General features: G+C 57.9%; 29 protein-coding genes and 2 pseudogenes. 11 read left to right on the forward strand and 20 right to left on the reverse strand.

All coding sequences use genetic code 11. The features are described 5' to 3' along the window. Positions 1-48: 48 nt before the first annotated feature. Positions 49-147, forward strand: a pseudogene (locus tag BFN67_RS24810) (cytochrome c biogenesis protein CcdA); the annotation flags it as partial. 398 nt (positions 148-545) lie between these two features. On the opposite strand, the gene BFN67_RS10395 reads toward BFN67_RS24810, so the two are convergent. Further along, positions 546-959, reverse strand: a complete 414-nt coding sequence (locus BFN67_RS10395; RefSeq protein ID WP_080919567.1) for a MerR family transcriptional regulator — start codon at positions 957-959, stop codon at positions 546-548. Positions 960-1,106: 147 nt separating this feature from the next. Here BFN67_RS10395 and BFN67_RS10400 point away from each other — a divergent pair, with 147 nt between their 5' ends. Together BFN67_RS10400 and BFN67_RS10405 are read left to right on the forward strand one after the other, a co-directional pair. Continuing rightward, positions 1,107-1,622: a copper chaperone PCu(A)C gene (locus BFN67_RS10400; RefSeq protein ID WP_080919568.1), complete on the forward strand. Its 516-nt coding sequence runs from the start codon at positions 1,107-1,109 to the stop codon at positions 1,620-1,622. Between the two features lie 148 nt (positions 1,623-1,770). Then, positions 1,771-2,427 (forward strand): transglutaminase-like cysteine peptidase, encoded by a 657-nt coding sequence (locus tag BFN67_RS10405; RefSeq protein ID WP_080919569.1) that lies wholly within the window; start codon positions 1,771-1,773, stop codon positions 2,425-2,427. A 208-nt stretch (positions 2,428-2,635) separates the two neighbouring features. On the opposite strand, the gene BFN67_RS23970 is transcribed toward BFN67_RS10405, so the two are convergent. Beyond that, positions 2,636-2,827, reverse strand: coding sequence for a hypothetical protein (locus BFN67_RS23970; protein WP_139789121.1), 192 nt, complete (start codon positions 2,825-2,827; stop codon positions 2,636-2,638). 200 nt (positions 2,828-3,027) lie between these two features. On the opposite strand from BFN67_RS23970, the gene BFN67_RS10410 reads away from it, so the two are divergent. The 6 genes from BFN67_RS10410 (at position 3,028) to BFN67_RS10435 (ending at position 8,422) form a co-directional block, all read left to right on the forward strand. Next, positions 3,028-4,014, forward strand: a complete 987-nt coding sequence (locus BFN67_RS10410; RefSeq protein WP_080919627.1) for a L,D-transpeptidase family protein — start codon at positions 3,028-3,030, stop codon at positions 4,012-4,014. Between the two features lie 447 nt (positions 4,015-4,461). Beyond that, positions 4,462-5,178 carry a L,D-transpeptidase gene (locus tag BFN67_RS10415; RefSeq protein ID WP_245295219.1) on the forward strand — a complete coding sequence of 239 codons (717 nt, stop codon included), beginning with the start codon at positions 4,462-4,464 and terminating at the stop codon, positions 5,176-5,178. Between the two features lie 66 nt (positions 5,179-5,244). Further along, positions 5,245-5,877 (forward strand): DsbA family protein, encoded by a 633-nt coding sequence (locus BFN67_RS10420; protein WP_080919570.1) that lies wholly within the window; start codon positions 5,245-5,247, stop codon positions 5,875-5,877. Positions 5,878-5,887: 10 nt separating this feature from the next. After that, a complete protein-coding gene (locus BFN67_RS10425) occupies positions 5,888-6,763 on the forward strand; it encodes a peptidylprolyl isomerase (protein WP_080919571.1) in 876 nt (291 codons plus the stop codon). Beyond that, positions 6,753-7,364, forward strand: a complete 612-nt coding sequence (locus BFN67_RS10430; RefSeq protein WP_425349767.1) for a L,D-transpeptidase — start codon at positions 6,753-6,755, stop codon at positions 7,362-7,364. Before BFN67_RS10425 ends, BFN67_RS10430 begins: the two co-directional genes overlap by 11 nt. Continuing rightward, positions 7,364-8,422, forward strand: a complete 1,059-nt coding sequence (locus BFN67_RS10435; RefSeq protein WP_080919573.1) for a flavin-containing monooxygenase — start codon at positions 7,364-7,366, stop codon at positions 8,420-8,422. The genes BFN67_RS10430 and BFN67_RS10435 overlap by 1 nt, the downstream gene beginning before the upstream one ends. 12 nt (positions 8,423-8,434) lie before the next feature. Here the strand turns inward: BFN67_RS10435 and BFN67_RS10440 are convergent, their stop codons facing one another. From BFN67_RS10440 to BFN67_RS24815, 6 genes are all read right to left on the reverse strand, one after another. After that, positions 8,435-9,175, reverse strand: a complete 741-nt coding sequence (locus BFN67_RS10440; RefSeq protein WP_245295220.1) for a DsbA family protein — start codon at positions 9,173-9,175, stop codon at positions 8,435-8,437. Continuing rightward, positions 9,172-9,540: a TFIIB-type zinc ribbon-containing protein gene (locus BFN67_RS10445; RefSeq protein ID WP_204842138.1), complete on the reverse strand. Its 369-nt coding sequence runs from the start codon at positions 9,538-9,540 to the stop codon at positions 9,172-9,174. Before BFN67_RS10445 ends, BFN67_RS10440 begins: the two co-directional genes overlap by 4 nt. Before the next feature lie 178 nt (positions 9,541-9,718). Further along, entirely contained in the window at positions 9,719-10,210 is a 492-nt protein-coding gene (locus tag BFN67_RS10450) for a manganese efflux pump MntP (protein ID WP_080919630.1), read from the reverse strand. A gap of 194 nt (positions 10,211-10,404) precedes the next feature. Then, positions 10,405-10,629 (reverse strand): hypothetical protein, encoded by a 225-nt coding sequence (locus tag BFN67_RS23975; protein WP_139789122.1) that lies wholly within the window; start codon positions 10,627-10,629, stop codon positions 10,405-10,407. Further along, positions 10,610-11,005: a methyltransferase family protein gene (locus tag BFN67_RS23980; RefSeq protein WP_139789135.1), complete on the reverse strand. Its 396-nt coding sequence runs from the start codon at positions 11,003-11,005 to the stop codon at positions 10,610-10,612. Before BFN67_RS23980 ends, BFN67_RS23975 begins: the two co-directional genes overlap by 20 nt. A gap of 16 nt (positions 11,006-11,021) precedes the next feature. Continuing rightward, positions 11,022-12,173 (reverse strand): cell wall hydrolase, encoded by a 1,152-nt coding sequence (locus BFN67_RS24815; RefSeq protein ID WP_080919631.1) that lies wholly within the window; start codon positions 12,171-12,173, stop codon positions 11,022-11,024. Between the two features lie 478 nt (positions 12,174-12,651). On the opposite strand from BFN67_RS24815, the gene BFN67_RS10470 reads away from it, so the two are divergent. Then, the gene (locus tag BFN67_RS10470; RefSeq protein WP_245295221.1) at positions 12,652-13,467 is read left to right on the forward strand and encodes an acetyltransferase domain-containing protein; all 816 of its coding nucleotides are present in this window, start codon (positions 12,652-12,654) and stop codon (positions 13,465-13,467) included. 123 nt (positions 13,468-13,590) lie between these two features. After that, positions 13,591-14,094 (forward strand): signal peptidase II, encoded by a 504-nt coding sequence (gene lspA, locus BFN67_RS10475; RefSeq protein ID WP_080919633.1) that lies wholly within the window; start codon positions 13,591-13,593, stop codon positions 14,092-14,094. 393 nt (positions 14,095-14,487) lie between these two features. Here lspA (BFN67_RS10475) and lspA (BFN67_RS10480) read toward each other — a convergent pair whose 3' ends face one another. The 12 genes and pseudogenes from lspA (BFN67_RS10480) to BFN67_RS23985 form a co-directional block, all read right to left on the reverse strand. After that, on the reverse strand, positions 14,488-14,994 hold the full coding sequence (gene lspA / locus BFN67_RS10480; RefSeq protein ID WP_245295222.1) for a signal peptidase II: 507 nt from the start codon (positions 14,992-14,994) through the stop codon (positions 14,488-14,490). 92 nt (positions 14,995-15,086) lie between these two features. Then, the gene (locus BFN67_RS10485) at positions 15,087-15,548 is read right to left on the reverse strand and encodes a copper chaperone PCu(A)C (RefSeq protein ID WP_158083503.1); all 462 of its coding nucleotides are present in this window, start codon (positions 15,546-15,548) and stop codon (positions 15,087-15,089) included. A gap of 14 nt (positions 15,549-15,562) precedes the next feature. Beyond that, positions 15,563-16,216, reverse strand: coding sequence for a cytochrome c oxidase assembly protein (locus BFN67_RS10490; protein WP_080919575.1), 654 nt, complete (start codon positions 16,214-16,216; stop codon positions 15,563-15,565). Positions 16,217-16,379: 163 nt separating this feature from the next. Further along, positions 16,380-17,120 carry a cytochrome c biogenesis CcdA family protein gene (locus BFN67_RS10495; protein ID WP_192856801.1) on the reverse strand — a complete coding sequence of 247 codons (741 nt, stop codon included), beginning with the start codon at positions 17,118-17,120 and terminating at the stop codon, positions 16,380-16,382. Positions 17,121-17,269: 149 nt separating this feature from the next. Further along, on the reverse strand, positions 17,270-17,815 hold the full coding sequence (locus tag BFN67_RS10500; protein ID WP_080919576.1) for a TlpA family protein disulfide reductase: 546 nt from the start codon (positions 17,813-17,815) through the stop codon (positions 17,270-17,272). Beyond that, positions 17,812-18,351, reverse strand: coding sequence for a DsbE family thiol:disulfide interchange protein (locus BFN67_RS10505; RefSeq protein WP_139789123.1), 540 nt, complete (start codon positions 18,349-18,351; stop codon positions 17,812-17,814). Before BFN67_RS10505 ends, BFN67_RS10500 begins: the two co-directional genes overlap by 4 nt. Before the next feature lie 459 nt (positions 18,352-18,810). Further along, positions 18,811-18,942: a DUF2474 domain-containing protein gene (locus BFN67_RS10510; protein ID WP_245295224.1), complete on the reverse strand. Its 132-nt coding sequence runs from the start codon at positions 18,940-18,942 to the stop codon at positions 18,811-18,813. Between the two features lie 11 nt (positions 18,943-18,953). After that, on the reverse strand, positions 18,954-19,961 hold the full coding sequence (cydB, locus tag BFN67_RS10515; protein ID WP_080919579.1) for a cytochrome d ubiquinol oxidase subunit II: 1,008 nt from the start codon (positions 19,959-19,961) through the stop codon (positions 18,954-18,956). 11 nt (positions 19,962-19,972) lie between these two features. After that, positions 19,973-21,382 (reverse strand): cytochrome ubiquinol oxidase subunit I, encoded by a 1,410-nt coding sequence (locus BFN67_RS10520; protein WP_080919580.1) that lies wholly within the window; start codon positions 21,380-21,382, stop codon positions 19,973-19,975. 130 nt (positions 21,383-21,512) lie between these two features. Next, positions 21,513-22,102: pseudogene (locus BFN67_RS25200) on the reverse strand (nitrilase-related carbon-nitrogen hydrolase). A 284-nt stretch (positions 22,103-22,386) separates the two neighbouring features. After that, positions 22,387-23,013, reverse strand: a complete 627-nt coding sequence (locus BFN67_RS10530; protein WP_425349768.1) for a pseudoazurin — start codon at positions 23,011-23,013, stop codon at positions 22,387-22,389. Positions 23,014-23,532: 519 nt separating this feature from the next. Then, on the reverse strand, positions 23,533-23,853 hold the full coding sequence (locus BFN67_RS23985) for a hypothetical protein (protein WP_139789124.1): 321 nt from the start codon (positions 23,851-23,853) through the stop codon (positions 23,533-23,535). Positions 23,854-23,865: the final 12 nt, after the last annotated feature.

Genomic DNA, 23,865 nt, shown 5'->3' on the forward strand with positions numbered 1-23,865 from the left:
CTGTGCCGCTGAAGGCGATCTGCCATCAGAGCGGTGGCGGAAAGAGTAATGCTGATTGACGTGTCGGCGGTTGGATTGGCGACCGCTGTTATAGCAGGCGCTATTTCGTTCGTATCGCCTTGTGTGCTTCCCTTGGTGCCTGGATACTTTCCTTCGTCTCTAGCGGCATTGACCCGGCTTCGACACGCATGATCGACCGTATGCGCGTTGCGGCGGCAGGTAGGTCCAAGCGAGCCGAGCGATATCCTACTCAGACAGACGAAACTTCTGATGGCACCTTGAGCAGGACTGCCAATATCCTTGAAGGGCACTCTCATTCCGTCAAGATTCCCGGCTTCCGATGCCGCAATCAGAGCCTTGACCGCGGCACCGAACCGCTCCATCTCAGCCTTGAATTCATCCGATTGTCCCAGATCGCCGAAGAGGCGCGACTGGCATGATCCTTGGTCGCTGAGGAAAACTGTTCGCGGGCTTGATGACAGATCTCGTGAAGTGCAGCTACACCGGCGCGGGCAACTATGAATCCGAGGGCGAGACCTCCTAGTCTAGTGCTCGCTTACGCACATATCGTGGTTCGCGAGAGACTGCAGAACGTAGCAATCCCTTATACTATCGCCGTGGCAGCAGGCCGCTATGCGCTCGAGCTCCTTTTCCAGGGGCCGGAGCTTTGCGATTTTGTTACGGACGATCTGGAGCTGTCGGATGGCGATCGTATCCGCGTCCGCGCATGGACGTTCCGGATGGGCGCTTAGCTCCAGCAACTCCCGAATGGCCTCAATTGTGAAACCCAGATCGCGCGCGTGCTTGATAAAGGAAAGACGATCCCGGTCTTGAGGTTCGTACCGTCGCTGGTTCCCTCCGGACCGCTCGGCCGCAGCCATCAATCCCATCTGCTCATAATAGCGAATCGTCGGGATTTTAACACCTGTTGCACGTGAGAGCTCTCCGATCGTCAGCATCTTTTTCTCCAGCTACTATAGCTATTATGATTGACAATCTTCCCCAGCCAACGCGTTCAATCGCCGCACCATCCTGGAAGCAGGATCGTAAGTTTGCCAGATTATACTGGAACACGCGATCAACGCTTACCTAGGAGACAAGACCGCGTGAAAAGTGCACTTCTGCCGGCCTCGGCTCTCGCCGCCTTGTTTGCAGCCACACCGCTGGAAGCGTCAAACAACCAGATCGATCATGCGAACCCGCCGCAACTTGTGATTGTTGAACACGCAGAGATCCTAGTACCAGGCCGTGATGGCGCCACCGCAGAAGGCTATCTGACGATCTGGAACGGGACGAATCAGCAGGTGAGCCTTGAGGCGATCCGAAGCGACGCATTCGGCAGAATCTCCATCATGCGATCCAACCTCGGTTCAGATCCAACCAACTCACTGCCAGTGGAAGGAATTATTCCCGTGCCTGGGCATGCCGAATTGACGATGCGTGCTGATGGCACTCGCCTCCTGCTCGAAGAACCGTTACCCCGACCTGACAAACTGGGTAGCATCCGTTTTACGCTCGCCTTCGAAGGCGGCCAGGAACTGGAGGTTATGGCCAACATCGTACAATCCCGTGACCAGCTGACGATACATCATCATGGCCAGGGAGATATCGCTATCGACTGATAGTTGGCGTACCGATCGCATTGGTGAACGGAGTCTTGCAGGAGTCCCAACAATTCGTCGATAGTTCGAACTTAATTTAACCTACTGATTTTGCGTCATTTTGAGGCTTATCTCGTATCTGTTTCCCAAACGTATGGGAGACAGTCAAATGATACGCTTTATTGTCAGCGCTCTGGTGCTTGGGATTTCCTGCGTTATGGCTTCGGCCAACGCCTTTCAATTCAATCCCACCCAGCCGACCAGCGCCCGCAACATGCACACCTTCGGTGCGACAACCATGCCGGTGGGCTACTACGAGTATTGCCGGCGCTATCGAGAAGAATGTGCTCGCGGGCCTGGAAGCACGATGATCAAGCTCACCGAGCCACGCTGGCGTGAGATCGTCTCTGTCAATGCCGAGGTGAATTCAGCGGTCGCGCCGCTGACCGATATCGAGATCTTCGGGGTCGAAGAGCGGTGGGAATACCCGACGACGGTGGGCGACTGCGAAGACTACGCTCTCCTGAAGCGCAAGCGGCTGAACGAGATGGGCTATCCTCTGGGGGCCCTTCTGATGACGGTCGCCCGTGATGCCAAAGGCGGGGGACACGCTGTCCTGACCGTCGTCACCGATCTTGGTGACTTCATTCTTGACAACCTGGAGCAGAAGGTCGTCCTGTGGAAGGATACGGAGATTTACTATCTCAAGCGTCAGTCGAAGGAAGACCTGAACCGTTGGGTCAGCCTTGTCAATGAAGAAGAGCTTCTGATCTCTTCTGGCAAAAGCCAAGCGCCTTCCACAGCCGCGGCGAGCGTAAAGAGGTAAACGGCGGTCCCTCCGTACATCATCTCCAGTGTGTTGTGCCCAAGCACAACACAGACCAGCCAGAACGTTGTGGCGAGGAACACATAGGCTGCCGCACCGACAGCAAAAAACGCAACTATGCGCAAGACCATTGAACCGGGACCGAAGCCGAATACCTGTGGCCGACTCTCCCATCTAGGGCTGCGGAACGCCACTCAAGTGTAGGTGATCACTCAGTTACTTCCGTTCCGGGAGAGGGCTGGGGCGCGCCTGCCTCATTCCGGACGTGGTTGAAGCTGAACAGGTAGACGGCGACGACAAAAGCCGCCAGAAACCCAAACACAATCGAATTCGTCCACTTTCTTCCACGCGCAAGCGTCCGGGTGTCTTCAGCGCTGATGCGTTCCAATGCGTCGGACATTTCGCAGCTTCCTCACTCTTCAGTGCCGTGTCTTCTAGCCGATTTGGAGCGGAGATAGGCATTTTGTTGCTGCGGTTCTTTGACGCTCGCGCATTTGTCAGCGGAAACGTCATTTTAACTATGATAGGCGAACAATACGCAGGGTCGGCGGCATGGTTGGGCCGACGGAATGGCTGGTTGTGGTGCTGACGATTATAAGAATGTGCGGATTCGTGGCGCTGGCGCTCCTTCTGAGCGCATGCGTGTCCACTGTTCTTGACGTCGACGGCAAGGCAACACAACCAATTCCCGCCACCCTCCTGGGGGACATGTCACGCAAGTCGATGACGCCCTCAGAGCCGATTCTGGTCAGGATCTTCAAGCAGGAAAGTGAACTGGAGATCTGGAAACGCGACCGCAGCGGCAAATTCGCCCTGCTCAAGACCTACCCGATGTGTCGGTGGTCCGGAAAGCTTGGACCTAAGAAAGAAAACGGGGATCGGCAGGCGCCTGAGGGCTTCTATCATGTCTCCGCGGGGATGCTGAATCCCAATTCCCAATACTACCTGTCCTTCAACCTCGGCTATCCAAACAAGCTCGAAGCGGCTCTCGGCTATACCGGCGAGGCGTTGATGGTGCATGGGGCCTGCTCGTCGTCCGGTTGCTACGCGCTGACCGACGAAGGTGTCGGTGAGATCTATGCGGTGGCGCGTGAGGCCCTGAAAGGCGGCCAGGGTTCGTTCCAGGTGCAGGCATTTCCGTTCCGCATGACGCCCAAAAACATGGCGAAGAACCGGAATGATCCCAACTTCGCCTTCTGGTCGGACCTCAAGCAGGGGTATGACATCTTCGAGGTCACGCGACGCCAGCCGAAAGTCTCCTATTGCGAGGGGCGCTATGTCTTCGACAAGGAGTTCGAGGGGGCCGGGCCTCGTGACGTGCTTGCCGCGTGCCCGCCGGTCTTGAACGCCGCCGATCCCCTGGTTGCTGCCCGTACACAATCCGATCGCCTTGTGGCGGAAGGCCTCCTTTCCGCGGGCAGCACGCTTTCGGCTCACGCCTACGCCGATGGCGGCATGCATCCGAGCTTCCGCAAACTGCTCGAGCGCAGCGGCCGGTCCGCGCTGGCGAAACGAACCTCACTCACATCGGTGCCGATAAGCCGTCCCGATGCTGCGATGGCCGACCCTCACTCGCCGAACGAATGACGCGATGGCCAGAACACTGCTCGTACTTCTTCTTCTTTTTTTCGTTAACCTCCACGCCGCGCTGCCATCGGCCGCAGCCGGTGAGGAGGCAGTCAATTTCGTCTCTCTTGGGTATGATGTGACCGAGAATGATGGTGACGATGCCGCGCCCGTTTCCCCCGACGCCGCCGCGAAGTGTCACGACAGTTGCAGCTGGCTCGCCGAATGGCATGTGCCCGCCATCCGTGTAGCGCATCCTTCGGCCTCACAAAGGGCTGTTCGCGCCATCCTTCCCGGGCCTATTTCTATAGTCGTTCCACCGCCCAGATAGCGTCACGAGGCGACAACGACGGCGTCGCACAGCTCGGCAGCATGTCCGACATTATGCGCTCGATAGGTCGTTGCATCCCCAACCATAGCGCTTGCCATGCAAACGCTGGATTCCGATGACCTACTGCGAGCGTAACAGTGCCCCTAAGAAACGTAAGAATACAATTCTCCCGGCGACGGTTCCTGAGCCTGAGCGCGGCGACCGCCAGCGGACTGGCTTTGTCCGCCTGCTCGACTAGCGGGAACCAGGATGAGGGGTCGGCGCCGATCAAGCCCGCGATGGACTCATCCTATGTGTCGATGTACCGGGCAATGCCGGAAGAGGATTTTCCAATTCCGGCCGTCGATCTGTCCAAGGTCGACAAGCGCTTCTACAGGCAGCTCGTCGACGATCCGACCGGCGAACGTCCCGGCACAATCGTCGTCGATACGCGATCCTTTTACCTCTATCTCGTCCGCGCTGGCGGCAAGGCGATGCGATATGGCGTCGGCCTGGGCCGACAGGGCTTCGAGTGGTCTGGCGCAGGCGTGATCCAATGGAAGCAGAGATGGCCCAAGTGGACGCCTCCTGCCGAGATGATTGCGCGCCAGCCCGAGCTTGAAAAGTGGAGCGCTGAAAACGGTGGCCGACCGCCCGGGCTCAACAATCCGCTTGGTGCGAGAGCGCTCTACATCTTCCAGAACGGCGAAGACACGCTCTATCGACTGCACGGCACACCGGAATACTGGACTATCGGCAAGGCGGTTTCCAGCGGCTGCGTCCGGTTGATGAACCAGGACATCATAGACCTCTATGACCGCGTTGTTACGCCCACTCCGATTGTCGTCCGTGGTGGCACCCGAGTCTTTGCTTAACAGAAGTCTCTTGCCTCTCAAGTTGCTAGAGCTTGCACAACCTTGTCCTCACGAAAGGACCTCGACATGAAACGTCGCAATCTAATTTTAGGCATCGCTGCCACGGGCGTGGTCGCAAGCTATCCTGCACTGCTATCTGCGCAGCCGACGCCCGAGGCATTGTTGGAGCCGGGACCACTTCCCGAGAAGAGCTTCGGGCCTGACGATGCCCCCGTCACAATCATCGAATATGCTTCTCTGACTTGTCCGCATTGTCGCACTTTTCATGTGAACGTGTGGCCGGAGCTTAAGAAGAAGTATGTCGATGCCGGCCAGGTTCGATTCATAATGCGGGAGTTCTCCTTCGATCCGCGATCGTCGGCTGGCTTCATGCTGGCGCGGTGCGTGGGCGACGACAAATGGTATCCCACCATCGATCTGCTCTATCGAACCCAGGACAATTGGGCGCGGGTAGCTGACGGGACGGGTGCGCTCAAGTCGGTCATGGGCATGACCGGAATGAGCACCGCCGACTTCGAGAAGTGCCTTCAAGACCAGGCACTGCTCGAGCAAGTCACTGCCGTTACGGATGCGGGCAAATCCTTCGGCGTTGATTCCACGCCCACATTTTTCATCAATGGCGAGATGCAGAAGGGTACCCTCAGCATCGAGCGCTTCAGCGAGATTATCGATCCGCTGATCGCTGCCGCCAAGCAGTAGGGAGGGTTCTATGGCCAGCAGGATCAAATGTAGGGGATGGAAGAGCCGCCTTCTTATCGGCGCGACAATCCTCTCGATATCATTGTCTTTCGGGCCGATCGCCCGAGCACAGGACGCCGACGTTGTCGGCCGCGTCAACGGCCTGGACATAACTGCGGACGACCTTTCCATTGCCGAGCAGATGTATTCGCAGCAGCTCGGTCAGATGCCCGAGGATGCGAAACGCTCCGTGCTCGTCGATGCCCTGATCGAGCTCAAGATCGTGGCCGACGCAGCGCGTGCGGCAAACGTGGCCGAACAAGATGCCTACAAACGGCAATTGGCGTTCTTCGAGGCTCAAACGCTGCGCTCACTGTTCCTGGAGCAACGCGTGGCTGCGGCCGTAACGGATGCAACCGTCAGGGCAGCATATGACGAAGAGGCGGCGAAGATCCCGCCGGTTCTGGAGCGTCGGCTTCGACACATACTGCTTCGCAGCGAAAGCGATGCTCTCGAAGTCATCGGAGCGTTGAAGGGTGGGCTGACTTTTACAGAGCTCGCGCAGGAGCGTTCGGCGGACGAGGTCTCCAAAGTCAATGGCGGAGACCTCGGCTTCGTCGCCGAAGGACAAGTCGTGCCCGAAATTGGCGCGGCGGCGGCCCAGCTCCAACCCGGAGAGTTCACGCAGACACCGGTTGCCAGCGCCTTCGGCTTCCACGTCGTTTTGCTCGAGGAGGCACGCAATCGCCCTGCCCCGGCTTTCGATGCAATAGCACCACAGATCCGGCAAGCGCTCGAAGCCTCGGAGGAAAGACGGATCATTTCGGAACTGCGGGGGGTCGCAAAGGTGGAGAAGCTTGTCCCGGACGTAACCCCTCCCGAGGCGGAGGATGGCCATGAACACTGATTGCAAGAACGCCGCCTGCGCAACGTCGTCCGTCGGGATTGGCAGACGGGTGTTTTTTCTTGGCATGATCGCCTTTCTGGCTGCACCAGGGCAGGCTTTGGCGAAGGGGACCAAGCGCAAGTTCGTGCTGGAGGAACGCTTCCTTCCGCAGGTGGTGAGGACGCCTTATGACTACCCGGCAGGAACAATCGTCGTTGTTCCACGCGAGAAATATCTGTATCTGGTCGAAGAGGCTGGCTTCGCTCGTCGCTACGGGATCGGCGTCGGCAAGGCCGGCCTGGCTTTTTCGGGTTCGGCGATCATCGGCCGCAAGGCGAAATGGCCACCTTGGCGTCCGACCGACAATATGATCCGCCGCGATCCCAAGAAATATGCCCGCTATGCGAGTGGCGTGCCCGGAGGGCCGAATAATCCGTTGGGGTCGCGCGCCCTGTACCTCTATCGCAACGGCCGGGACACGCTTTACCGCATCCACGGCACGACGGAACCCTGGACCATCGGCAAGGCCGTCTCGAATGGTTGCATCCGGATGGTCAACGAGCATGTGGAGGACTTTTACGAACGTGTGCCGTCCGGAGCACAAGTCGTCGTTGTATCTTGATGCGTAATCTTGTCCTTGTCATCGGGGCCGGACAGGCTGGCCTTGCCACAGGATTCCACCTGAAGAAAGCCGGGGTGCCATTCGAGATCGTCGACGGCCATCGACGTGTCGGTGACAGTTGGCGGGCACGTTATGATTCGCTCTCGCTTTTCACACCGCGCCAGTTCAGCGCATTGCCAGGACTGGACCTGCCCGGCAACCGGGAACTTTATGCGAGCCGCGACGAGTTCGCCGACTATCTCGAAACATACGCTGCGCGGTTTCAACTGCCAGTCCTACTTGGCCGGCGCGTGACTCGCCTTGTGAACGCCAGCGACGGCGGTTTCGGCGCTGCGCTGGACGACGGCTCAAGGATCATCGCCAGCGAGGTGATCGTGGCAGCTGGAGCGCTTCAGTTGGCGCTTGTTCCCAAGCTTGCAGTCTGGTTCGGGCACGAGGTCCTCCAGCTAACCACCGAAACCTACCGCAGTCCCAGACAATTGCCCTACGGGCCGGTTCTGGTCGTCGGGGATGGGGCAAGCGGACGGGATATCGCCGTGGAAGTGAGCCGACTCCAGCCCGTCATGCTGGCGACGGGCAAGCCGCGCAAGCTCTTTCCCGAACGTCTGCTGGGCAAATCCATCTGGTGGTGGCTAAATCTGCTTGGCGTTCTGAAGGCCCCTGGAGATTCGCGGATTGGCAGGAAGCTTCGACAATCAGACGCCATTCCGGACAGGGACAGAAGCATCGACAGTCTGACGCGACGGGGTATACGGGTCGTGTCACGCCTTGCCGAAGCATCCGGCACAGAGGCCCGGTTTGCAGATGGAACGTCGGCAATCATCCGAACGGTCATCTGGGCTGCTGGCTATCGGGACGATAGTTTCTGGCTTGACATCAAGGGAGCGAAAAGCTCCGACGGAACTTTTCTGCACGAAGCCGGGGTTTCACCCGCAAAAGGCATCTACTTTGTAGGCAGGCCGTGGCAACGCAACCGCGCATCGGCATTAATCATGGGTGCCGGAGACGATGCCGAGATCATTATTCAGCGATTGTTGTCTGATCGGGCGAAGCCGTAACCTGCAAGATGCTCACTTTTGACGGGCGGTTTCGATCGCGTCCGCAAGAGGCTTCTTTCCGACAGCCCCTTGGATTATCTGGTCTCCTGCAATGAACGAGGGCGTGCCTGTAAGGCCAAGTCGCTGCGCCAGTGCGAGGTTTGTCGAGATGATCGCCTCGATCGCCGGGGTAGCCATCTCTTCTGAAATTCGCTTCCGGTCGAGCCCCATGTCCTCGGCCAGGTCCAGGGCGCGGCCAGCGTTTATTTGCCCTTGCATTTCCATCAATCTGACATGGAAATCGCGGGCTTTCGCATTACCTTCCAAGCGCTTTACGGCAAGAGCTACTTTCGCTGCCTCGACCGAACCCGGTCCAAGAATGGGGAAATCCTTCAAGACGATCCGCAACTTGGAATCTTCCGCCACAAGTGCCTTCACGTCAGGCGCCGCGCGTTTGCAGTAGCCGCAATTGAAGTCGAAGAATTCGACCAGCGTGACATCCCCATCTGGATTTCCCAGAATCACATCGTCGCCGGAGCGGAGCAGCGCATCTGCCTCAGCCAATATCGCTTGGGACCTGGCCTGAGCCTGAGTTGCCTGAGCTCGTGTTTCAAGTTCCGTTAGCGCATCCTCGATGATCTCGGGATTCTGCAAGATGTATTCGCGGACGATCTTCTCGACTTCAGCGCGATCGACCGACTGAGCGAACGCTGGCGAGGAAGCGACCAACATGGCGAAGGTGTAGAACCGTCCGATGCGCGCAGCCTTCATCATCCCGCTCCTTCGGTGCTAGTCGAACAACCGACTGAGAAACGACCCATGCCGTCGACCGTGGTGCCGCCATGGCGATCATGATCGCCGTAGTTCCGACGATGGTCGTCGCGGCAATTGCCGGATGTGTCGCGGGGGGAGGCTTGCGCGCGTCCGCGACTTGGCTGCAGCTGACCGTGCTGATTGTCCTCGGCCATATTACGCTCGATGATTTTGTCCAGTTCGCCCCGATCAAGCCACACGCCTCGGCATTTCGGGCAATAGTCAATCTCGATGCCTTGGCGCTCGCTCATAACGAGATCGGTCCTGCAAAGCGGGCAAAGGAGCCCGTGACCTCTCTCGCCTGGTCCTTGCGACGTTTCTAGCATTTATGGTCTCCTAGCAATCAACTTGTATGGGTACGCAAACTGCGTCTGAGTGACCAAAGTAGGACCTCCAGCAGGGTGATGTTCAAGTGTGCAAATGTCGCAATATGCGGTCTGAAAGCGACGGCGCTGCAACGTTGTAACACTTTGCAGGCACCTATCCTGATGCAGGCCCTTCATATTACGACATGTGTTCGATCAGGATCATTGTGCCTAAGCCGCAAAAAACCAGACCTGCTACCAGTTCGGCCACTTTCCCGAGCCGGTTGCCAATCAGCCTTCCGACAAGCATCCCGCCGGAGGACATCGCGAAGGTCGCGAGCCCGATCGCTATCGCGATGACGATAATGTTGACCTGAAGAAATGCGAGGGAAGCACCAACCGCCATCGCGTCGATGCTGGTTCCAACTGCCGTCGCGATGAGGGCGGCGACCGATCTTCCCTTTGGCGCGGTGTCGGCGGAACCCTGGAACGCCACGTAGAGCATATGGATTCCCACGCCAGAAAGGAGGATGAAGGCGATCCAATGATCGATCGTTTGCACGTAGCGGCTGACGGTCACGCCGGCGGTCCAGCCGATGGCAGGCGTGAGCGCCTCAACGATGCCGAAGATCAAGCCCGTTCGCAACGCTTCGCTGACAGGCGGCTTGCCGATGGCCGCTGACCGCGCCATGCGCAAGTGCGCAAGCTTGTTGACGCAGTCCCGCGCGAACGCGGCGACCACTCCCCGATTGGTTGGGAGATAGAATGGGCCTTCGAAAAGTCAAATTAATTCAGATGGATAAGAACTTAATACTCATTTGCATCTGGCGCTCCCTCCCTCCCATCGGAGACGGCGGCAACAACGACAACGTGTGGTCGCGTTGTCTATAACGGGAGTTGCCAGCCGGAAATAACAGCCGCTTGGCGTAGCTCTTCAATCACCTCAATCCCGACGATGGCGACGAGAAACCAGGAAACATCCGTCAGTGACCGGACAAATGCACGCGAATGAACAACGACCGTGTCTTCGCTCTCGGGCGAAACAAGGAGAGGGAAGAAGCGAGGAACTTTGGCCATGTACAAAAGATAATCATCTCCAAAGAGACCCATAAGCCTCTTTTATGATAACCGGCCGATAGTATAAAAGAAATACGCCTGCGCTTACAACCATTAGAAAAATATTCTGCGCAGCGAGACATACTCCAACCAGACCAAGAAAGGAAGAAAAGTAGAGTGGATTTCGGCTAAGGGAATATGGTCCGCTTCGGCAGATATCCAAGTCCTTCCGGCCACCAATATATAAGGTGCACCACAGCCTTCCAAGAACAGCAGCGAAAACCAGAAAGAACCCGAGAAACTCGACAAATCTATAGGCTAGCGTTTCAAACCCTTCGGGTTGCGTTGCTATGAGTATGGTGAGCCACGCCGGAGCCAGCAGCCAGGTTACAAATGTTCTTTTTCGCTCGATTGGTGATTTGGCATGCATCGACTGTAACACTCGTTTAACTCCACCCACCGCCAAAAGTGCGGTAGAAAATATGCGAGCCAATTTGAGTCATGCGCTCCATGGAACGAGCCCAACTCGGATTGACATAAGTCGCATTGTAGTGGGTTGATGATGCCACCTCGGGCAAGAAGATCTTCCCGCCAGTCACCGCCATGGCCACATCCTTGGCGAGGCGATAGGCCCGCCTGTCGGCGATGACATCCGGAATGCCGTCGCAGGCAAAAGAAAACTGGCATTTGTTGATCCAGCTGTCATTCTGGTAGACGACGTCGCAGACACTTGCCGGATATGCAGGGTTGCGGACCCGATTGAGGATCACTTGCGTGACCGCGGCCTGGCCCCTCACCTCTTCGCCCCGCGCCTCGAAATAGATGGCTGTGGCAAGACATTTTTGTTCGGCGGATGAAAAGACCGACGGCGGTAGAGGTTGCTTCATCCATTCGTGGTCACCCTCCGCGATGGGCGGAACGAAGCGACCCGCTTCCCCATCAGTGCCGAGCAGTGCGTCGAAGGCATTCGTGGATGCGTGGAATTCGTCTGTTGGGGCATAGGCAGTGGCGAGGATATCGGCGCCGTCGTTGTTGACCAGATTGGCAAGAATCGGTGGTACACCGACAAGACGGTCGTCCGTGGGGTTATGAAAAGCAGATCGACCCGTCAGCATTTCTGGATCAGGTTGTGTTTCAAATCCTCTGAGCAGATAGGAAACATCGGTTTCCGATGAGAACAATCGAGAGGCTAACCCCAGTTGATCTATCGGCGTGTCCAAGCTTTTCCGGGAAGCCACGCTGATGAGTCTTGGCCTTTTAGCCTCTTCAACTACACGCTGAACCGTCGGAAATACCTCACGTTCGTTGCGCAGACTGACGTGTTTATCCCCACGTGCAAGATCGAAGTTGCCTACTTGGTCCAAAAAGGCGGGAGCAGGCAGCCGGAGTTCCTGCAGATGGGAGCAGTCGTCAGCTCGCTCGACATTCGTCGCCCAGCGCTCCAGTGTGGTGCCGATCGCTATTGCGGATTTCGTACCTTGGATCCCGGTAGGTGAGGCAAAGCCGAACACGAACCAGCTTGCGCAGAGAACCGCCAGTGCTCGTCGAGGGCCGCTCGATGATCGTCGCCCCGAAGCGACCTTCGACTTGGTCTGCAATACATCATTCTCCGGATGCCCCACGCACAAGGAGAATCGATTGTTAACCTTGATGAAATGTTAACGCCACCGTGAAGTGCGCGTCGCAATGTCACGGTGGGTCTGGTTTCGCTCCCATTGAACCTCATGTCCCTTGAGCATTTAGTTCGGTGGCCAACAGCTTGGGCATTCGGATCGCAATCAGGAAATGGAAGGACGACAAGCGTGGTGATCGATGTTTCAGCCGTCGGGCTCCTAACGGCGATCGTGGCCGGAGCCCTCTCTATTGTCTCCCGGTGTGTCGGCGGCATCCTTCTGCGATACGTCGACGCAAATTTCTTCGGCGGGGCGTTGCTTATTTGCTTTGGCCTCGTGATGGCAGGTCCGATCGCGGTACCGGTGCTTCTCAGGGATTTCAGGCTATTTGGCCGCGGACCATGTCAGGGCCGGCTCGCCCTTATACCCTTGGACTTCCGTTCGCTTTTGGCTGGACGCCCCCATGGGCCCGGCCCTTGGTTCAATCCTTAAGATGCTGTCGGGGCTCCCATCAGGAATGGTCTCTGAAGGAAAGAGCGTTGTCGTGTCGAAATTGAAGCGTTCGCGCCTGATCATTGTTGATGTGGTTCGCGGACTGGCAATCGCCGGAGTCGTCATTTTCCATCTGGTCTGGGATCTCGATTTCACCGGGCTTCTTCCTACCGGGCTATCAAGGCATTCGTTGTGGCTGCTCTTCGGCCGCACCCTGGCGGGAACGTTCATGGCGCTGGTTGGCGTCAGCCTCGTGCTCGCCCATCGAAATCAGGTCCGCTGGGGGCCCTTTGCGAAGCGACTTGCCGTCATAGCGGCGGCCGCTCTGGCGATCTCGATCGTCACAAAATTCGTTTTCCCGCAAAGCTTCATCTATTTCGGCATCCTCCACGCGATCGGCGTGGCCAGCCTGATCGGCGTCTTCTTCCTTCCGCTTCCGATGAAGTTGACACTCGTCGTCGGCATCGCAATGGTTGGTTTCTCCTACTCTTACAGCAACCCGATGTTCGACACGCGCTGGCTCGCCTGGATGGGATTTGCCCAGCAGCCGCCGGTCAGTAACGATTTCGTGCCGATCTTCCCTTGGGTCGGGCTCACCCTCATAGGTGTCTCGCTAACCAAGCTAGCGATCGGACTGTCAGCCGATGAGTGGCTCAGAACTCGAGAACCGTCTGGAAAGGGCACTCGGTCACTCGCTTGGCTAGGCCGTCACAGTCTTGCGATCTACTTAATTCACCAGCCTGCTCTGCTCGCCATCATTCTGCCGCTGGCGGCGTTGCTAAGGTAGGCGGCCGAACCACATTCTTGATCAGCATACTTATCGAGACTGACCCCGACGCCTTGCACCTCGAGCTACTGGAGACTGCAAATTGTGGGCCGCTTATTCCCGTTGACCCAGAAGGTCCATAAAATGGCAAGATATCAGTTCCAACCAGCAAACTTTGGGCTGGCTTTCCTCATCATCTTGTCCGTTGTCTCTTTCGATCTCCTCTCGAAAATGATCATCGTCGATCTTGTAATGCAGCCGCCGCGTTTGATTTCTTTAACCAGCTTCCTCAATCTCACCCTTGGCTTTGATTCGGGAGTCTCGTTCGGGATGTTCTCGAACTTCTTTACCGAATACCCGGCGCTGCTGATGGGCGTCAGCATGGGGATTGCCTTTCTGCTCCTAGCATGGGCGTCCGGGACAAAAAGTTTGATGAAGGCCGCTGCATTGGGTCTCGTTTCCGGCGGTGCGATCGCAAATATCTGGGACAGAATACAAAGGGGCGCTGTCACGGATTTCATCGACTTTCATGTCGGAGATTGGCACTGGCCGGCCTTCAATCTTGCCGATATCGCGATCGCGCTCGGCGCTGCGGGATTGGTGATCGCCTCTCTTCGCAAGCAAACAAAACACGCCCACAACGGATAAGAGACCGCTGTAAGGGACACTGATCATGCAAAATGTTTGTGCGGAAATGTCCGATCAGGAGCGCTCCGGTTTCGACAGACACAGAATAATTGATCCTCCTGGTGCTGGTCCTCTCTCGCTGCTCGTCGGCGTACGTTTGGCACCAGCCGCATCCATATAGCAAAGAAACCGAAACCGCCGCTTCCGTGGAGCTGCACCTCTCATCACTGAGGCGCTCTATGGGACGGCAGCAACATATATTTTGCCCCTTGTCGCTGCGGGAAAGGTTGTGCTGACTTCCGGAGTGCACTGGTGACAGGGAAGTGTGTCGTGATCGGCGATCCGCATCCGAGACAGTCCGTGATAGGGGCGCACGCAGCCTTCCGACCACGATAATCCACAGTCCGCAGCTCGTCACGTCCGAGAAGGCTCGGTCTGCTTTACAGGTAGGAAGCTTTCCAACAGGAGAAGCCCGGCGCCGCAAACGATTCCGACGTCCGCCATATTGAACGACGGCCAATGCCACTGGCCAATATAGAAGTCCAGGAAGTCCGTCACGCCGCCGTGACGCAGCCGATCGACAACGTTGCCGATAGCTCCGCCCGCGATGAGGCCGAGGGCGCTTGCGGTCAAGCGATTTTCGGCGCGGCCCATCCAGACTACAAGGGCGAGAACCATGCCTATCGCGATCGCCACCAGAACCCCGGGCCGCGCTTCACCGAACAGGCCGAAGCTCACGCCCGTGTTGCGCCCAAGGACGAGATTGAAGAACCCGGTTACTGGAATCACGCGTGGCGGGTTCATGACATAGTTCAGGATCCACCACTTCGTCGCCTGATCGACGGCGAACCAAAGGAGTGCGATGGGAAGTCCAAGCCTTAGCACGCTAAAAAGGGTCTCCCTATAATATTCTCGGATCATTGATCGGCACCGGGAAATGCATCCCGATGATCATCCACCCCGTGGCATTGCCCTAGAAAATTGCCCTTCAGCATTCAGTAGAACTTCCTGGATCAATGGCCGCCTTCGGGCTCGATTTCGACCTGCACAGTCAAAGTTCCTGCTCGTCCGAATTCGAGGGTCAGCTCAAATGAATCGCCTTCCTTCAACTTCCGTTTCAGGCCTGTGAGCCACAGATGCTGGCGCCATGGAGCCAAGGCGACTGGTTTGCCGGGCTCCAGCTCAACTGTATCCATCCAGCGCTCGGTTTCCTCCGTCGCCACGCGGATACGCACTTCTTCGGCAACCGGCGTTGTAGCACCTGTCAATTCGGATACCGTATCCCCCTGGTTCAAGATCGGTCCATAAACGGCAATGCTCTCGCCGCTCCCAGGCGGAGCTGCCCAGATATGGCCAACGGCAATATCGCCGAGCTTGTAACTGTGTGCTGTCGCCACGCCCGGAGCAACAATCAAGGCGAGTGCTGCCAAAGCTAATAAACGACGCCTCAAGCTCAACTGGTCTTGCGTTTTCATGGAAGGATACGCCTTCATCGCCGAGGCGCATCATTGTCGAACCCGGCTGGGCCGTCGTTCTCCAGCGAAGCGTCGAGGGATTGCGATCCGGCTTTGAGATTACGGGCCGAGTCGACCTCCTCGGACGAAAGATCCTCCTGCTTGTAGAACGTGTAGGAGAGCGTGACTGCCCGAAAGCCCGACGTGTCCTTGTCCTTGAGCATCTGCTCATCGATGTAAAGGACGAGCGGCATGCGCGCGCTCTCACCTGGTTCCAGTTTCTGGTTCGTGAAGCAGAAGCACTCGATTTTGAAAAAATAGGGAGCTGTCTGATACGGCGTTACGTTGAAAACGGCCCTGCCGACTACGGTCTCGGACGACAGGTTCTTTGCATAATAATAGGCCTGCACGGGCTCACCGAAGCGGGTCTTCACCTCGCGCTGTTCAGGTCGGAACTCCCAGGCAAGTCCGGAACCTACATTGGCGTCGAAGCGGACCGTCACGGTCTCGTTTGATGTGGATATTGGACCTGCGGCGGCATCGGTTCGCTGCACCGTCCCGCCGTAGCCTGTCAAGTCACAGAATAGCCGATAGAGCGTTGGAGAGTAGGCGACGAGTCCCGTCATGAACGCCAATACCACGCTCAGGGCGGCCACGACGCGGATGTTTTTCGAAAGTCTTAGGTTCATCGCTCAGTCTCGCTCGCTGCTTCGGACTACCGACCACGCCAGCAGGCTAGCTCCGGTTATTTGGCCGACTGTGCTACCTCTACCACCTATAGGTTCAAGCATCTGGCGTGCTGCAGGTTGCCGCACGTGGCGGTGAGTCGCGGCCACGTGCGCCGGAGCGGCATCATCCGATGCGCGATAGGACAGGAAAACTCTCGAGCAGCCAGAATGCAAACGCTGAAAGGTACCCGGTAATCATGGCGACACCCATCAGGATCATGACTGCGCCGGCGAGAATCTGTAAAATCCTGCCGATCCGTCCGAAGGTCTTGATGCGCGCGGTAAGCACGTTGGTGAACACAGCTGCAAGCAGGAAGGGAACTCCCAATCCGAGTGAATAGACGGCCAGCAGCAACACGCCGTCAGCTACGGTGGCCGAGGTCGCCCCGACCGTCAGAATGGCTCCCAGAATCGGACCAATGCAGGGCGTCCAGCCGAAGGCGAAAGCAAGGCCAAGAACATAGGCCGACGTCACGCCGCCACCCGGCAAGCTCGCGTAGAAGCGCGCTTCCCTCATCATCCAGGGCGGCTGGATAAGCCCCGTTACAAAAAGGCCGAACACGATGACGATCGCGCCGCCGGCCAGATTCAGTTCGTAGCGGTAGCTTATGAGTAGTTGACCCAAGACGGTTGCGCTCGCGCCGAGCACGATGAAAACGGTGGAGAATCCCAATACAAAGAAAACGCCCAGGCCAAGCGCGGGAAGGCGAGAGACCACCGCGCCGGCGGGCGTCACGCCCGGGGGAGATTGACCGGCGACATAGGAGACGTATCCCGGCACCAGGGGCAGGACGCAGGGGGAGAGGAAGGAAACGATGCCTGCAGCGAAGGCGGTCAGCAGACCAACGTTGGAGATTTCCAGCATCAATTAGCGGCTCCAGTTGAACGCGAGGCCTTCAGCCACAACCGCAACCCCTGCCAAAACAAGGCCGCGTTGGCCTTCGAGATCATACTTCGTGGCATTCATGACATCACGGCCAGGCGGCCTTTCACTAGTTCGACCCGACGTTGCTGTCATTTCATTTCCTTTGCCCGGTCTCGGGTGATTTTGCTGCGGATGAATTCGGCCATCTCCGGCGAGTCCCATTCGGCAGGGCCGACGAGTCGGCCGAGTTCTCGGCCCTCCCCGTCGATCAGAATCGTCGTCGGCAGTCCGACCACGCCGAGGGCGAACATGGATTTGGCCGAGGGATCGATATACAAGGCAAGATTTTCGATTCCGATTTCAGAAAAGAACCGTCTCACCGCATCCGGCCCCGCCCGGTCCATCGAAAGCGCCAGTACCTCGAAGTCAGGGCCGCCCAGCTTTGCCTGAAGCCTGTCGAGCGTGGGCATCTCCTCGCGGCATGGCAGACACCACGTCGCCCACACATTGAGCAGGACCGCTTTCCCTCGGAAATCGGCGAGTGTCTTATCATTCCCCTCGCCATCCTCGAAACGGATGTCGGACACCGGCTTTGGAGATTCATGGACGGCGAAGTTCGACGGCGCCCCGGTTGCCGCCACTGACCACGCGGAGTAGAAAATAGCGCTCAGCAGGGCGATCACAAGTTTCTTCATGGCCGCTGCTCCCTTGCTTCTGACTGAAGGCGCTCCACAAGCGGTAGAATGGTCTTGTCCAGGGTTTCACGCGTCACCGGACCGATATGCTTGTAGGCTATTCGGCCGTCAGACCCGATGACGAATGTCTCTGGTACTCCGTAGACGCCCCAATCGATTGCTACCCGACCGTCCAGATCCGCTCCGGTGCGCGTATAGGGATCGCCCAAGGTGTTCAGCCACTTCTCCACGTCTCGGGCCTGATCCTTATAGTTGAGACCATAAAGCGGAACTATTCCTTCCTGTGCGATCTGCATGAAAAGCGGATGTTCCTCGCGGCAAGGCACGCACCAGGACGCGAAGACATTCAAGAGGGAGACCTGACCCCTAAGGTCGGCGCTCGAAAGGCCCAGTGTTCGGCCCTTGACCGGGGATAGGTTGAATTCGGGTAGCGGCTTGCCAATCAAAGCGGAAGGAATGTCATCGGCGTTCCGCGTCAGTCCCCAGCCGAGCACAACGGCGAGCGCAACGAACACGGCCAAGGGAAGCGCAACCATGAGCCCGCGCCGCTTTTCCGATCTGAGCCGCGGCTGTGCCTCCGAGGAAGTAGTTTTGTTACCTGCCACACCGTCTTCCATTTTTGGGGTTCTCGCCTATCCGTCTCCAGTTCCTATGATGACTAGAGGAATGGAGGCTACCTTGAAACTCGTCAATCGATCGCAGAGGCTTGGGAGGATTTGCCGCAGTGAAAACTGGCGGGTTGCCGTATCGAGAGCAGCCGCAGGCTGGCTTCGAATTTCTCTCCGGCAGGCGCGCCGTTTGGCCGATTGGCTTGAACGCTCATTGCTTGCATTTCTTCATTGACGTGAATGCGGCCGGTGATGCCGGGCGCCTCGTTGAGATCGTGGTCGTATGGACGGGATATTCAGCCATTGAGAAGCCGCTTATGCGGACATATGTGCGGGAAGCACCGCGAGTTTGGCGTCAGCGTATGCACAACTGGAAGCGGGCAGACCTCAAACTGTTAACCCGGCAGCTCCCATCAATACGCGAAACAGCAGCGCCACGATGGCGAGCACCGCAATGCTCGCCGCCCAGATCAGGATCAGCCACCCGATGCGGCTGAGCCAGTTTTTTCGCGGGGACATATCGCCCCCCATCAGTGATAGCCCTCGCCCACCTTCACCTTGCCGCGGAAGACATAGTAGGACCAGCCCGTATAGACGAGGATGAAGGGAATGATGAACAGCGCGCCGACCAGCGTGAAGCCCATGCTTTGCACTGGGGCAGCCGCTTCCCAAATCGAAATTTCCGGTGGAATGATGTTGGGCCAGAGGCTGATACCGAGGCCGGTATAGCCCAGGAAAAGCAGCAGCAGGGCCAACAGGAAAGGTGCGGTATGGCTATCGCGGCGCAGCGTCTTCAAAAGACCCCACGTCGCTAGAACCACAAGCGCCGGCACTGGGGCGAACACAATCAGGTTGGGCAGGACGAACCAGCGCGCCGCGACCTCTGGGTGGGCCAGGGGTGTCCAAAGACTGACCACGACGATTGCCACAAGAAGCGCGATCGTGATCGGCCGGCCAATCTCGCGCATGCGGGCCTGAAGCTTCCCTTCTGTCTTCATCACCAGCCAGGTCACGCCGAGGAGCGCATATCCGACCACTAGGCCGACTCCGGTGAACAGGCTGAACGGCGACAGCCAGTCGAGCAGTCCTCCGGCATAAGCGCCGTCCTTGACCTCGAAGCCATCGATGAACGCCCCAAGCGCCACGCCCTGCGAAAAGGTAGCGATGTAAGACCCCCACATGAAGGCTTTGTCCCAGAACGGCTTGTGCCCCTCGTCGGCCTTGAAGCGGAACTCGAACGCAACGCCACGCCATATCAGACCCGCAAGCATCAGCATGAGCGGCAAATAGAGCGCACTCAGGATGACGGCATAGGCGAGCGGGAAGACGGCCAGCATTGCAGCACCGCCAAACACCAGCCAGGTTTCGTTGCCGTCCCAGACCGGCGCGACAGTATTCACCATCGCGTCCCGATCTTCGCGGTTGCGCACAAACGGAAAGACAATACCTATCCCAAGATCGAATCCGTCCATGATGACATACATCATCAATCCAAATCCGATGATGATGGCCCACAAGAGAGGAAGGTCGATACCCATGGTCGTGCCTCCTAGCGGCTCACTGGATCGATATTGTCCGGCGCGGCCGACAACGGCCGAGCCGGACGCTGCACCTGGCCTTGGCCATCGGCATCGCCTTCACTCTCATCGGGCCCCTTGCCCACAAGCTTGAGCATGTAGCTGATGCCAGTTCCAAACACGATGGCGTACATGACGATGAACACAATCAGCGTCGTCGACAGCGCCAGCGCCGAGTGGTTGGAAACGGCATCCTTCGTGCGCATGACACCGTAGACGATCCAGGGTTGGCGGCCGATCTCCGTCGTGTACCAGCCGGCAAGAATAGCGATCAGGCCGGACGGCCCCATCCACATCGAAAACCGCAGGAAGAGCTTCGACTGGAATAGTCCACCGCGCCAGCGCAACCATAGGCTCCAGACACCGAGCACCAGCATCAGCACGCCGAGCCCGACCATGATGCGGAAGCTCCAGAACACCACAGGCGAATTCGGGCGGTCCTCGGGAGCGAATTCCTTGAGCCCCGGAAATTGGCCGTTCCATTCGTGCGTCAGGATCAGGCTGCCGAGATTGGGTATCTTCACGGCGTAGCGCGTGGTCTCGGCCTCCATGTCCGGCAATCCGAACAGGATCAGCGGCACACCCTCGCCTGGCGTGTTTTCCCAGTGTCCCTCAATCGCCGCGATCTTGGCCGGCTGGTGCTTCAGCGTATTCAGGCCGTGCAGATCCCCGATAAATATCTGGATCGGCGCGACGACGAGAAGCATCCACATCGCCATGGACAGCATGGTGCGCACACGCTGCGTGTCGTTGCCGCGCAAGAGATGCCAGGCCCCGGATGCACTCACGAAGAGTGCGGTGGCAAGGAAGGCGGCAACCGTCATATGTGCCAGACGATAGGGGAACGAGGGATTGAAGATCACCTCGAACCAGTTCACCGGCACCACGACGCCGTTGATGATCTCGAAGCCCTGCGGCGTTTGCATCCAGCTGTTGGAGGCAAGAATCCAGGTGGCAGATATCAACGTGCCGAGCGCCACCATAAGGGTGGAGAAGAAGTGCAGCCCCGGCCCGACCCTGTTCCAGCCGAACAGCATGACGCCCAGGAAGCCTGCTTCCAGAAAGAAGGCGGTCAACACCTCGTAGGCAAGCAGCGGGCCGGTGATGCTGCCGGCGAAGGACGAGAAATAACTCCAGTTGGTGCCAAACTGATAGGCCATGACCAGCCCGGAAACGACGCCCATCGCGAAATTGACGGCGAATATCTTTGACCAGAAATGGTAGAGGTCCCGATAGACCACGTCCTTCTTCCACAGCCAGAGACCCTCAAGCACCGCCAGATAGCTGGCGAGCCCGATCGTGATCGCCGGGAAGATGATGTGAAACGAGATCGTGAACCCGAACTGGATGCGGGCGAGTTCAAGGGCGGTCAATCCAAACATGCCTTGTCCTTCCGCGGTTTCGACTTCGGATCGGGTTCCTCGCCCTGGACGGGGAAACAGTCCTTCGGATCATCACCGCGCGTAAAATACTAGCAGGTCGAGATCACGAAGCATCGTCCTTCCAGGGCAATCATGCGCATCGTAGGAAGCCTGGCGTCGCGGTCATCCACCGTGGGCGCGCAATAAAGCTCGATGCCTTGCGCTTACCCGCGCGTAGAAGCAGCATATAGTTTTCCCAGCAGATGACGCTGCCAATCCGAACAACGGGCGTGTCGACCACCCCGATGGTCGAGCGACCACCAAAGCCCCAGACCAGCCTCTCCAAACCCGTTGGCATCAGCTTGCGCTGCTTGGAAAGCAGCCAGCCTGAGTGACCATAGGTCAGCGCCGTGCAATAGAGGATTCCGCCGTGCGCTCGATAACGTCGGACCACGAGATGGAGCCGTTGTCGCCGGCGATCTCACCGAGACGCGACGCTTCAGGTCCAAGCAGATCGATGGCGCTCTCGGAATAATGGCGAAAGTCCTCCCGGCCTTCGGTACCGCGCAGCCCAAGCCTCGCGCCGTAGTCGAGGCCCCTGAGATACCCACCAACGAATGCCTCGGAAAACACGACGAGATCGGCTCCCGTCGCAGTTGCACCAAAGCTTCGAAAATCCAACAACGTCATCGCACCGAAGCTTCCGACGACCGACGCCTGCTCCGGCAGCATCGACGTCATGAACCTGAAAACCTGCCTGGCGAAATCCAGATCGATTATGGAGTGGCGTTACGCACAACCTCCCGCGGTATCCTCCTGAGTTCCGAGCCGCTCGTCCCATCGCCGGTCTGCTCTCCAGAGCTATCTCGTTCAGTACTGTTCATCGCCATCCTCGGCGCTTGTCGGTCAGCGGCTTTACAGTCGCTGACCACTTGGAAGCATGGGCAAGGGCCCCGTCTCTCGGAACCAGTAGCGTTATCCATCTAGTCAGCGGGCGCTGTGGAACCGCCACCCGCTCTCTCGGCTCATTCAGCGCCGCCGACCTGACCAATCAATTCGGCCATGCGGGTCTTGGCTTTGCCGGGCAGTTTCACGGTTTCGGCCGCATCGAGATTTGCGGGGCTTTCACCGACCTGGACCAGGCCCACCATACCCATGCCGAAATGGGGCGCGCATTTGTAGCCGTAAATCCCTTCAGCATCGAAGGTCACGGTGATTTCCTCGTTGATCTTGCCCTTCCAGGTTTCTGCGCCCTCGGGAACCATTGCAGGGATCGCCTCTGAGTTGTGGCCCTTGTCGGTTGCCACAAATTTCACCGAGTCGCCGGGCGCTATCTTGAGATATGCTGGTTCGAACTGCATAGGCCGTCCTTCCGACCCCTTGTTGAGCATCTGCACTTCATGCGTCTGGGCGGCGGCGCCTGAGGCCTGACCGGTACTAGTGTCCTGTGCGAACGCCCGGCTGCCGCCAATCGCCGTCGCCAGCGTTAGACCCGCAGTCCCGGCAAGCAGGCTGCGACGCGAGATGCCTCGAGACGCCACTCCCGAACCGCTAAACGTTTTTTTCGACATACTTGATCCTTTCATACATAAGTCAGCGTAACTGATACGCACGGTCCTCAACATTTCTCTCACGGGGAAAGTCCTCGCCATTTTTGGTCCCCTGGCAGCCCACTTGTGCGTGTAGGCCAACTGCACCCGCTCGGAACAACGTAAGATCTCTAGGAGACTGAGGTTCAAGTGTGTAAATGTCGCATGCCAATCGACATGTCTGAGCTTTTCCAAGAAGCTAGGCTAATAAGGCGTCGCTTCTTAGATACTCGCTGAAAAGTCGGAGAACCATCGCGATTGCCGCGTTTGCCGACGAGCACAAGATCGAAGTTCCCAGCGTCACCTGGAATTACGGGACTATACAGTCGGAGTTCTGCAGATAAGATCGGTCGTCGGCTCGCTCCACGTACGCCGCCCACCGTTCGGTTATGACGCTGATCGCGTGTTTGAATCTGACGCCTAGGATTCCGGTAAGCGAGTCGAAGCCGAGTGCGAACCGGCTTGTAGCAGAGAAACGCCAGTACCCATCGACCACCACTCGATAACCGCCCCCCGAAGCGACCTCGAATTGGACCGCGATATCTCATTTACGGAAGCCCCACCCAGAACGAGAACCGATTATTAACCTGGATGAAATGTTAACAAAGGCGGACGACAAATGTCGCTCTCATTTGGCGGCAAACTCCTCGTCAAAATTGAAGTTTTCTTATTCGGCAGGAAGATGATCCGGCAGATTCGCAGGCAGGCCCCCATCGACCGTGACAGGTACAGGCTGATCACGGTCATCGCGCTTTTTTGCGCCATCTTTTGAATCATTGCTGCAAGGCTTGTCTTCCTGGGCTTCGTGCCCGACGCGGCGCCTTCAGGCGAATGGAGCGAAGCGACCGTTGCATCGCGGCCCGATTTGGTCGATCGAAACGGCGAGTTGTTGGCGACCGACATCAATACCGGGCC

The sequence above is a fragment of the Manganibacter manganicus genome, assembly GCF_002075885.1.
Lineage (GTDB): Bacteria > Pseudomonadota > Alphaproteobacteria > Rhizobiales > Rhizobiaceae > Mesorhizobium > Mesorhizobium manganicum.

Coding starts and splice junctions, on each gene's coding strand:
- BFN67_RS10395 (WP_080919567.1), bottom strand. CDS start 959: ATGCTGACGATCGGAGAGCTCTCACGTGCAACAGGTGTTAAAATCCCG.
- BFN67_RS10405 (WP_080919569.1), top strand. CDS start 1,771: ATGATACGCTTTATTGTCAGCGCTCTGGTGCTTGGGATTTCCTGCGTT.
- BFN67_RS23970 (WP_139789121.1), bottom strand. CDS start 2,827: ATGTCCGACGCATTGGAACGCATCAGCGCTGAAGACACCCGGACGCTT.
- BFN67_RS10410 (WP_080919627.1), top strand. CDS start 3,028: ATGTGCGGATTCGTGGCGCTGGCGCTCCTTCTGAGCGCATGCGTGTCC.
- BFN67_RS10420 (WP_080919570.1), top strand. CDS start 5,245: ATGAAACGTCGCAATCTAATTTTAGGCATCGCTGCCACGGGCGTGGTC.
- BFN67_RS10425 (WP_080919571.1), top strand. CDS start 5,888: ATGGCCAGCAGGATCAAATGTAGGGGATGGAAGAGCCGCCTTCTTATC.
- BFN67_RS10430 (WP_425349767.1), top strand. CDS start 6,753: ATGAACACTGATTGCAAGAACGCCGCCTGCGCAACGTCGTCCGTCGGG.
- BFN67_RS10435 (WP_080919573.1), top strand. CDS start 7,364: ATGCGTAATCTTGTCCTTGTCATCGGGGCCGGACAGGCTGGCCTTGCC.
- BFN67_RS10440 (WP_245295220.1), bottom strand. CDS start 9,175: ATGATGAAGGCTGCGCGCATCGGACGGTTCTACACCTTCGCCATGTTG.
- BFN67_RS10445 (WP_204842138.1), bottom strand. CDS start 9,540: ATGCTAGAAACGTCGCAAGGACCAGGCGAGAGAGGTCACGGGCTCCTT.
- BFN67_RS10450 (WP_080919630.1), bottom strand. CDS start 10,210: ATGGCGCGGTCAGCGGCCATCGGCAAGCCGCCTGTCAGCGAAGCGTTG.
- BFN67_RS23975 (WP_139789122.1), bottom strand. CDS start 10,629: ATGGGTCTCTTTGGAGATGATTATCTTTTGTACATGGCCAAAGTTCCT.
- BFN67_RS23980 (WP_139789135.1), bottom strand. CDS start 11,005: ATGCATGCCAAATCACCAATCGAGCGAAAAAGAACATTTGTAACCTGG.
- BFN67_RS10470 (WP_245295221.1), top strand. CDS start 12,652: ATGGGCCCGGCCCTTGGTTCAATCCTTAAGATGCTGTCGGGGCTCCCA.
- lspA (WP_080919633.1), top strand. CDS start 13,591: ATGGCAAGATATCAGTTCCAACCAGCAAACTTTGGGCTGGCTTTCCTC.
- lspA (WP_245295222.1), bottom strand. CDS start 14,994: ATGATCCGAGAATATTATAGGGAGACCCTTTTTAGCGTGCTAAGGCTT.
- BFN67_RS10485 (WP_158083503.1), bottom strand. CDS start 15,548: ATGAAAACGCAAGACCAGTTGAGCTTGAGGCGTCGTTTATTAGCTTTG.
- BFN67_RS10490 (WP_080919575.1), bottom strand. CDS start 16,216: ATGAACCTAAGACTTTCGAAAAACATCCGCGTCGTGGCCGCCCTGAGC.
- BFN67_RS10495 (WP_192856801.1), bottom strand. CDS start 17,120: ATGCTGGAAATCTCCAACGTTGGTCTGCTGACCGCCTTCGCTGCAGGC.
- BFN67_RS10500 (WP_080919576.1), bottom strand. CDS start 17,815: ATGAAGAAACTTGTGATCGCCCTGCTGAGCGCTATTTTCTACTCCGCG.
- BFN67_RS10505 (WP_139789123.1), bottom strand. CDS start 18,351: ATGGTTGCGCTTCCCTTGGCCGTGTTCGTTGCGCTCGCCGTTGTGCTC.
- BFN67_RS10510 (WP_245295224.1), bottom strand. CDS start 18,942: ATGTCCCCGCGAAAAAACTGGCTCAGCCGCATCGGGTGGCTGATCCTG.
- cydB (WP_080919579.1), bottom strand. CDS start 19,961: ATGGGTATCGACCTTCCTCTCTTGTGGGCCATCATCATCGGATTTGGA.
- BFN67_RS10520 (WP_080919580.1), bottom strand. CDS start 21,382: ATGTTTGGATTGACCGCCCTTGAACTCGCCCGCATCCAGTTCGGGTTC.
- BFN67_RS10530 (WP_425349768.1), bottom strand. CDS start 23,013: ATGGCGAGGACTTTCCCCGTGAGAGAAATGTTGAGGACCGTGCGTATC.
- BFN67_RS23985 (WP_139789124.1), bottom strand. CDS start 23,853: ATGTCGGTCGCCAACAACTCGCCGTTTCGATCGACCAAATCGGGCCGC.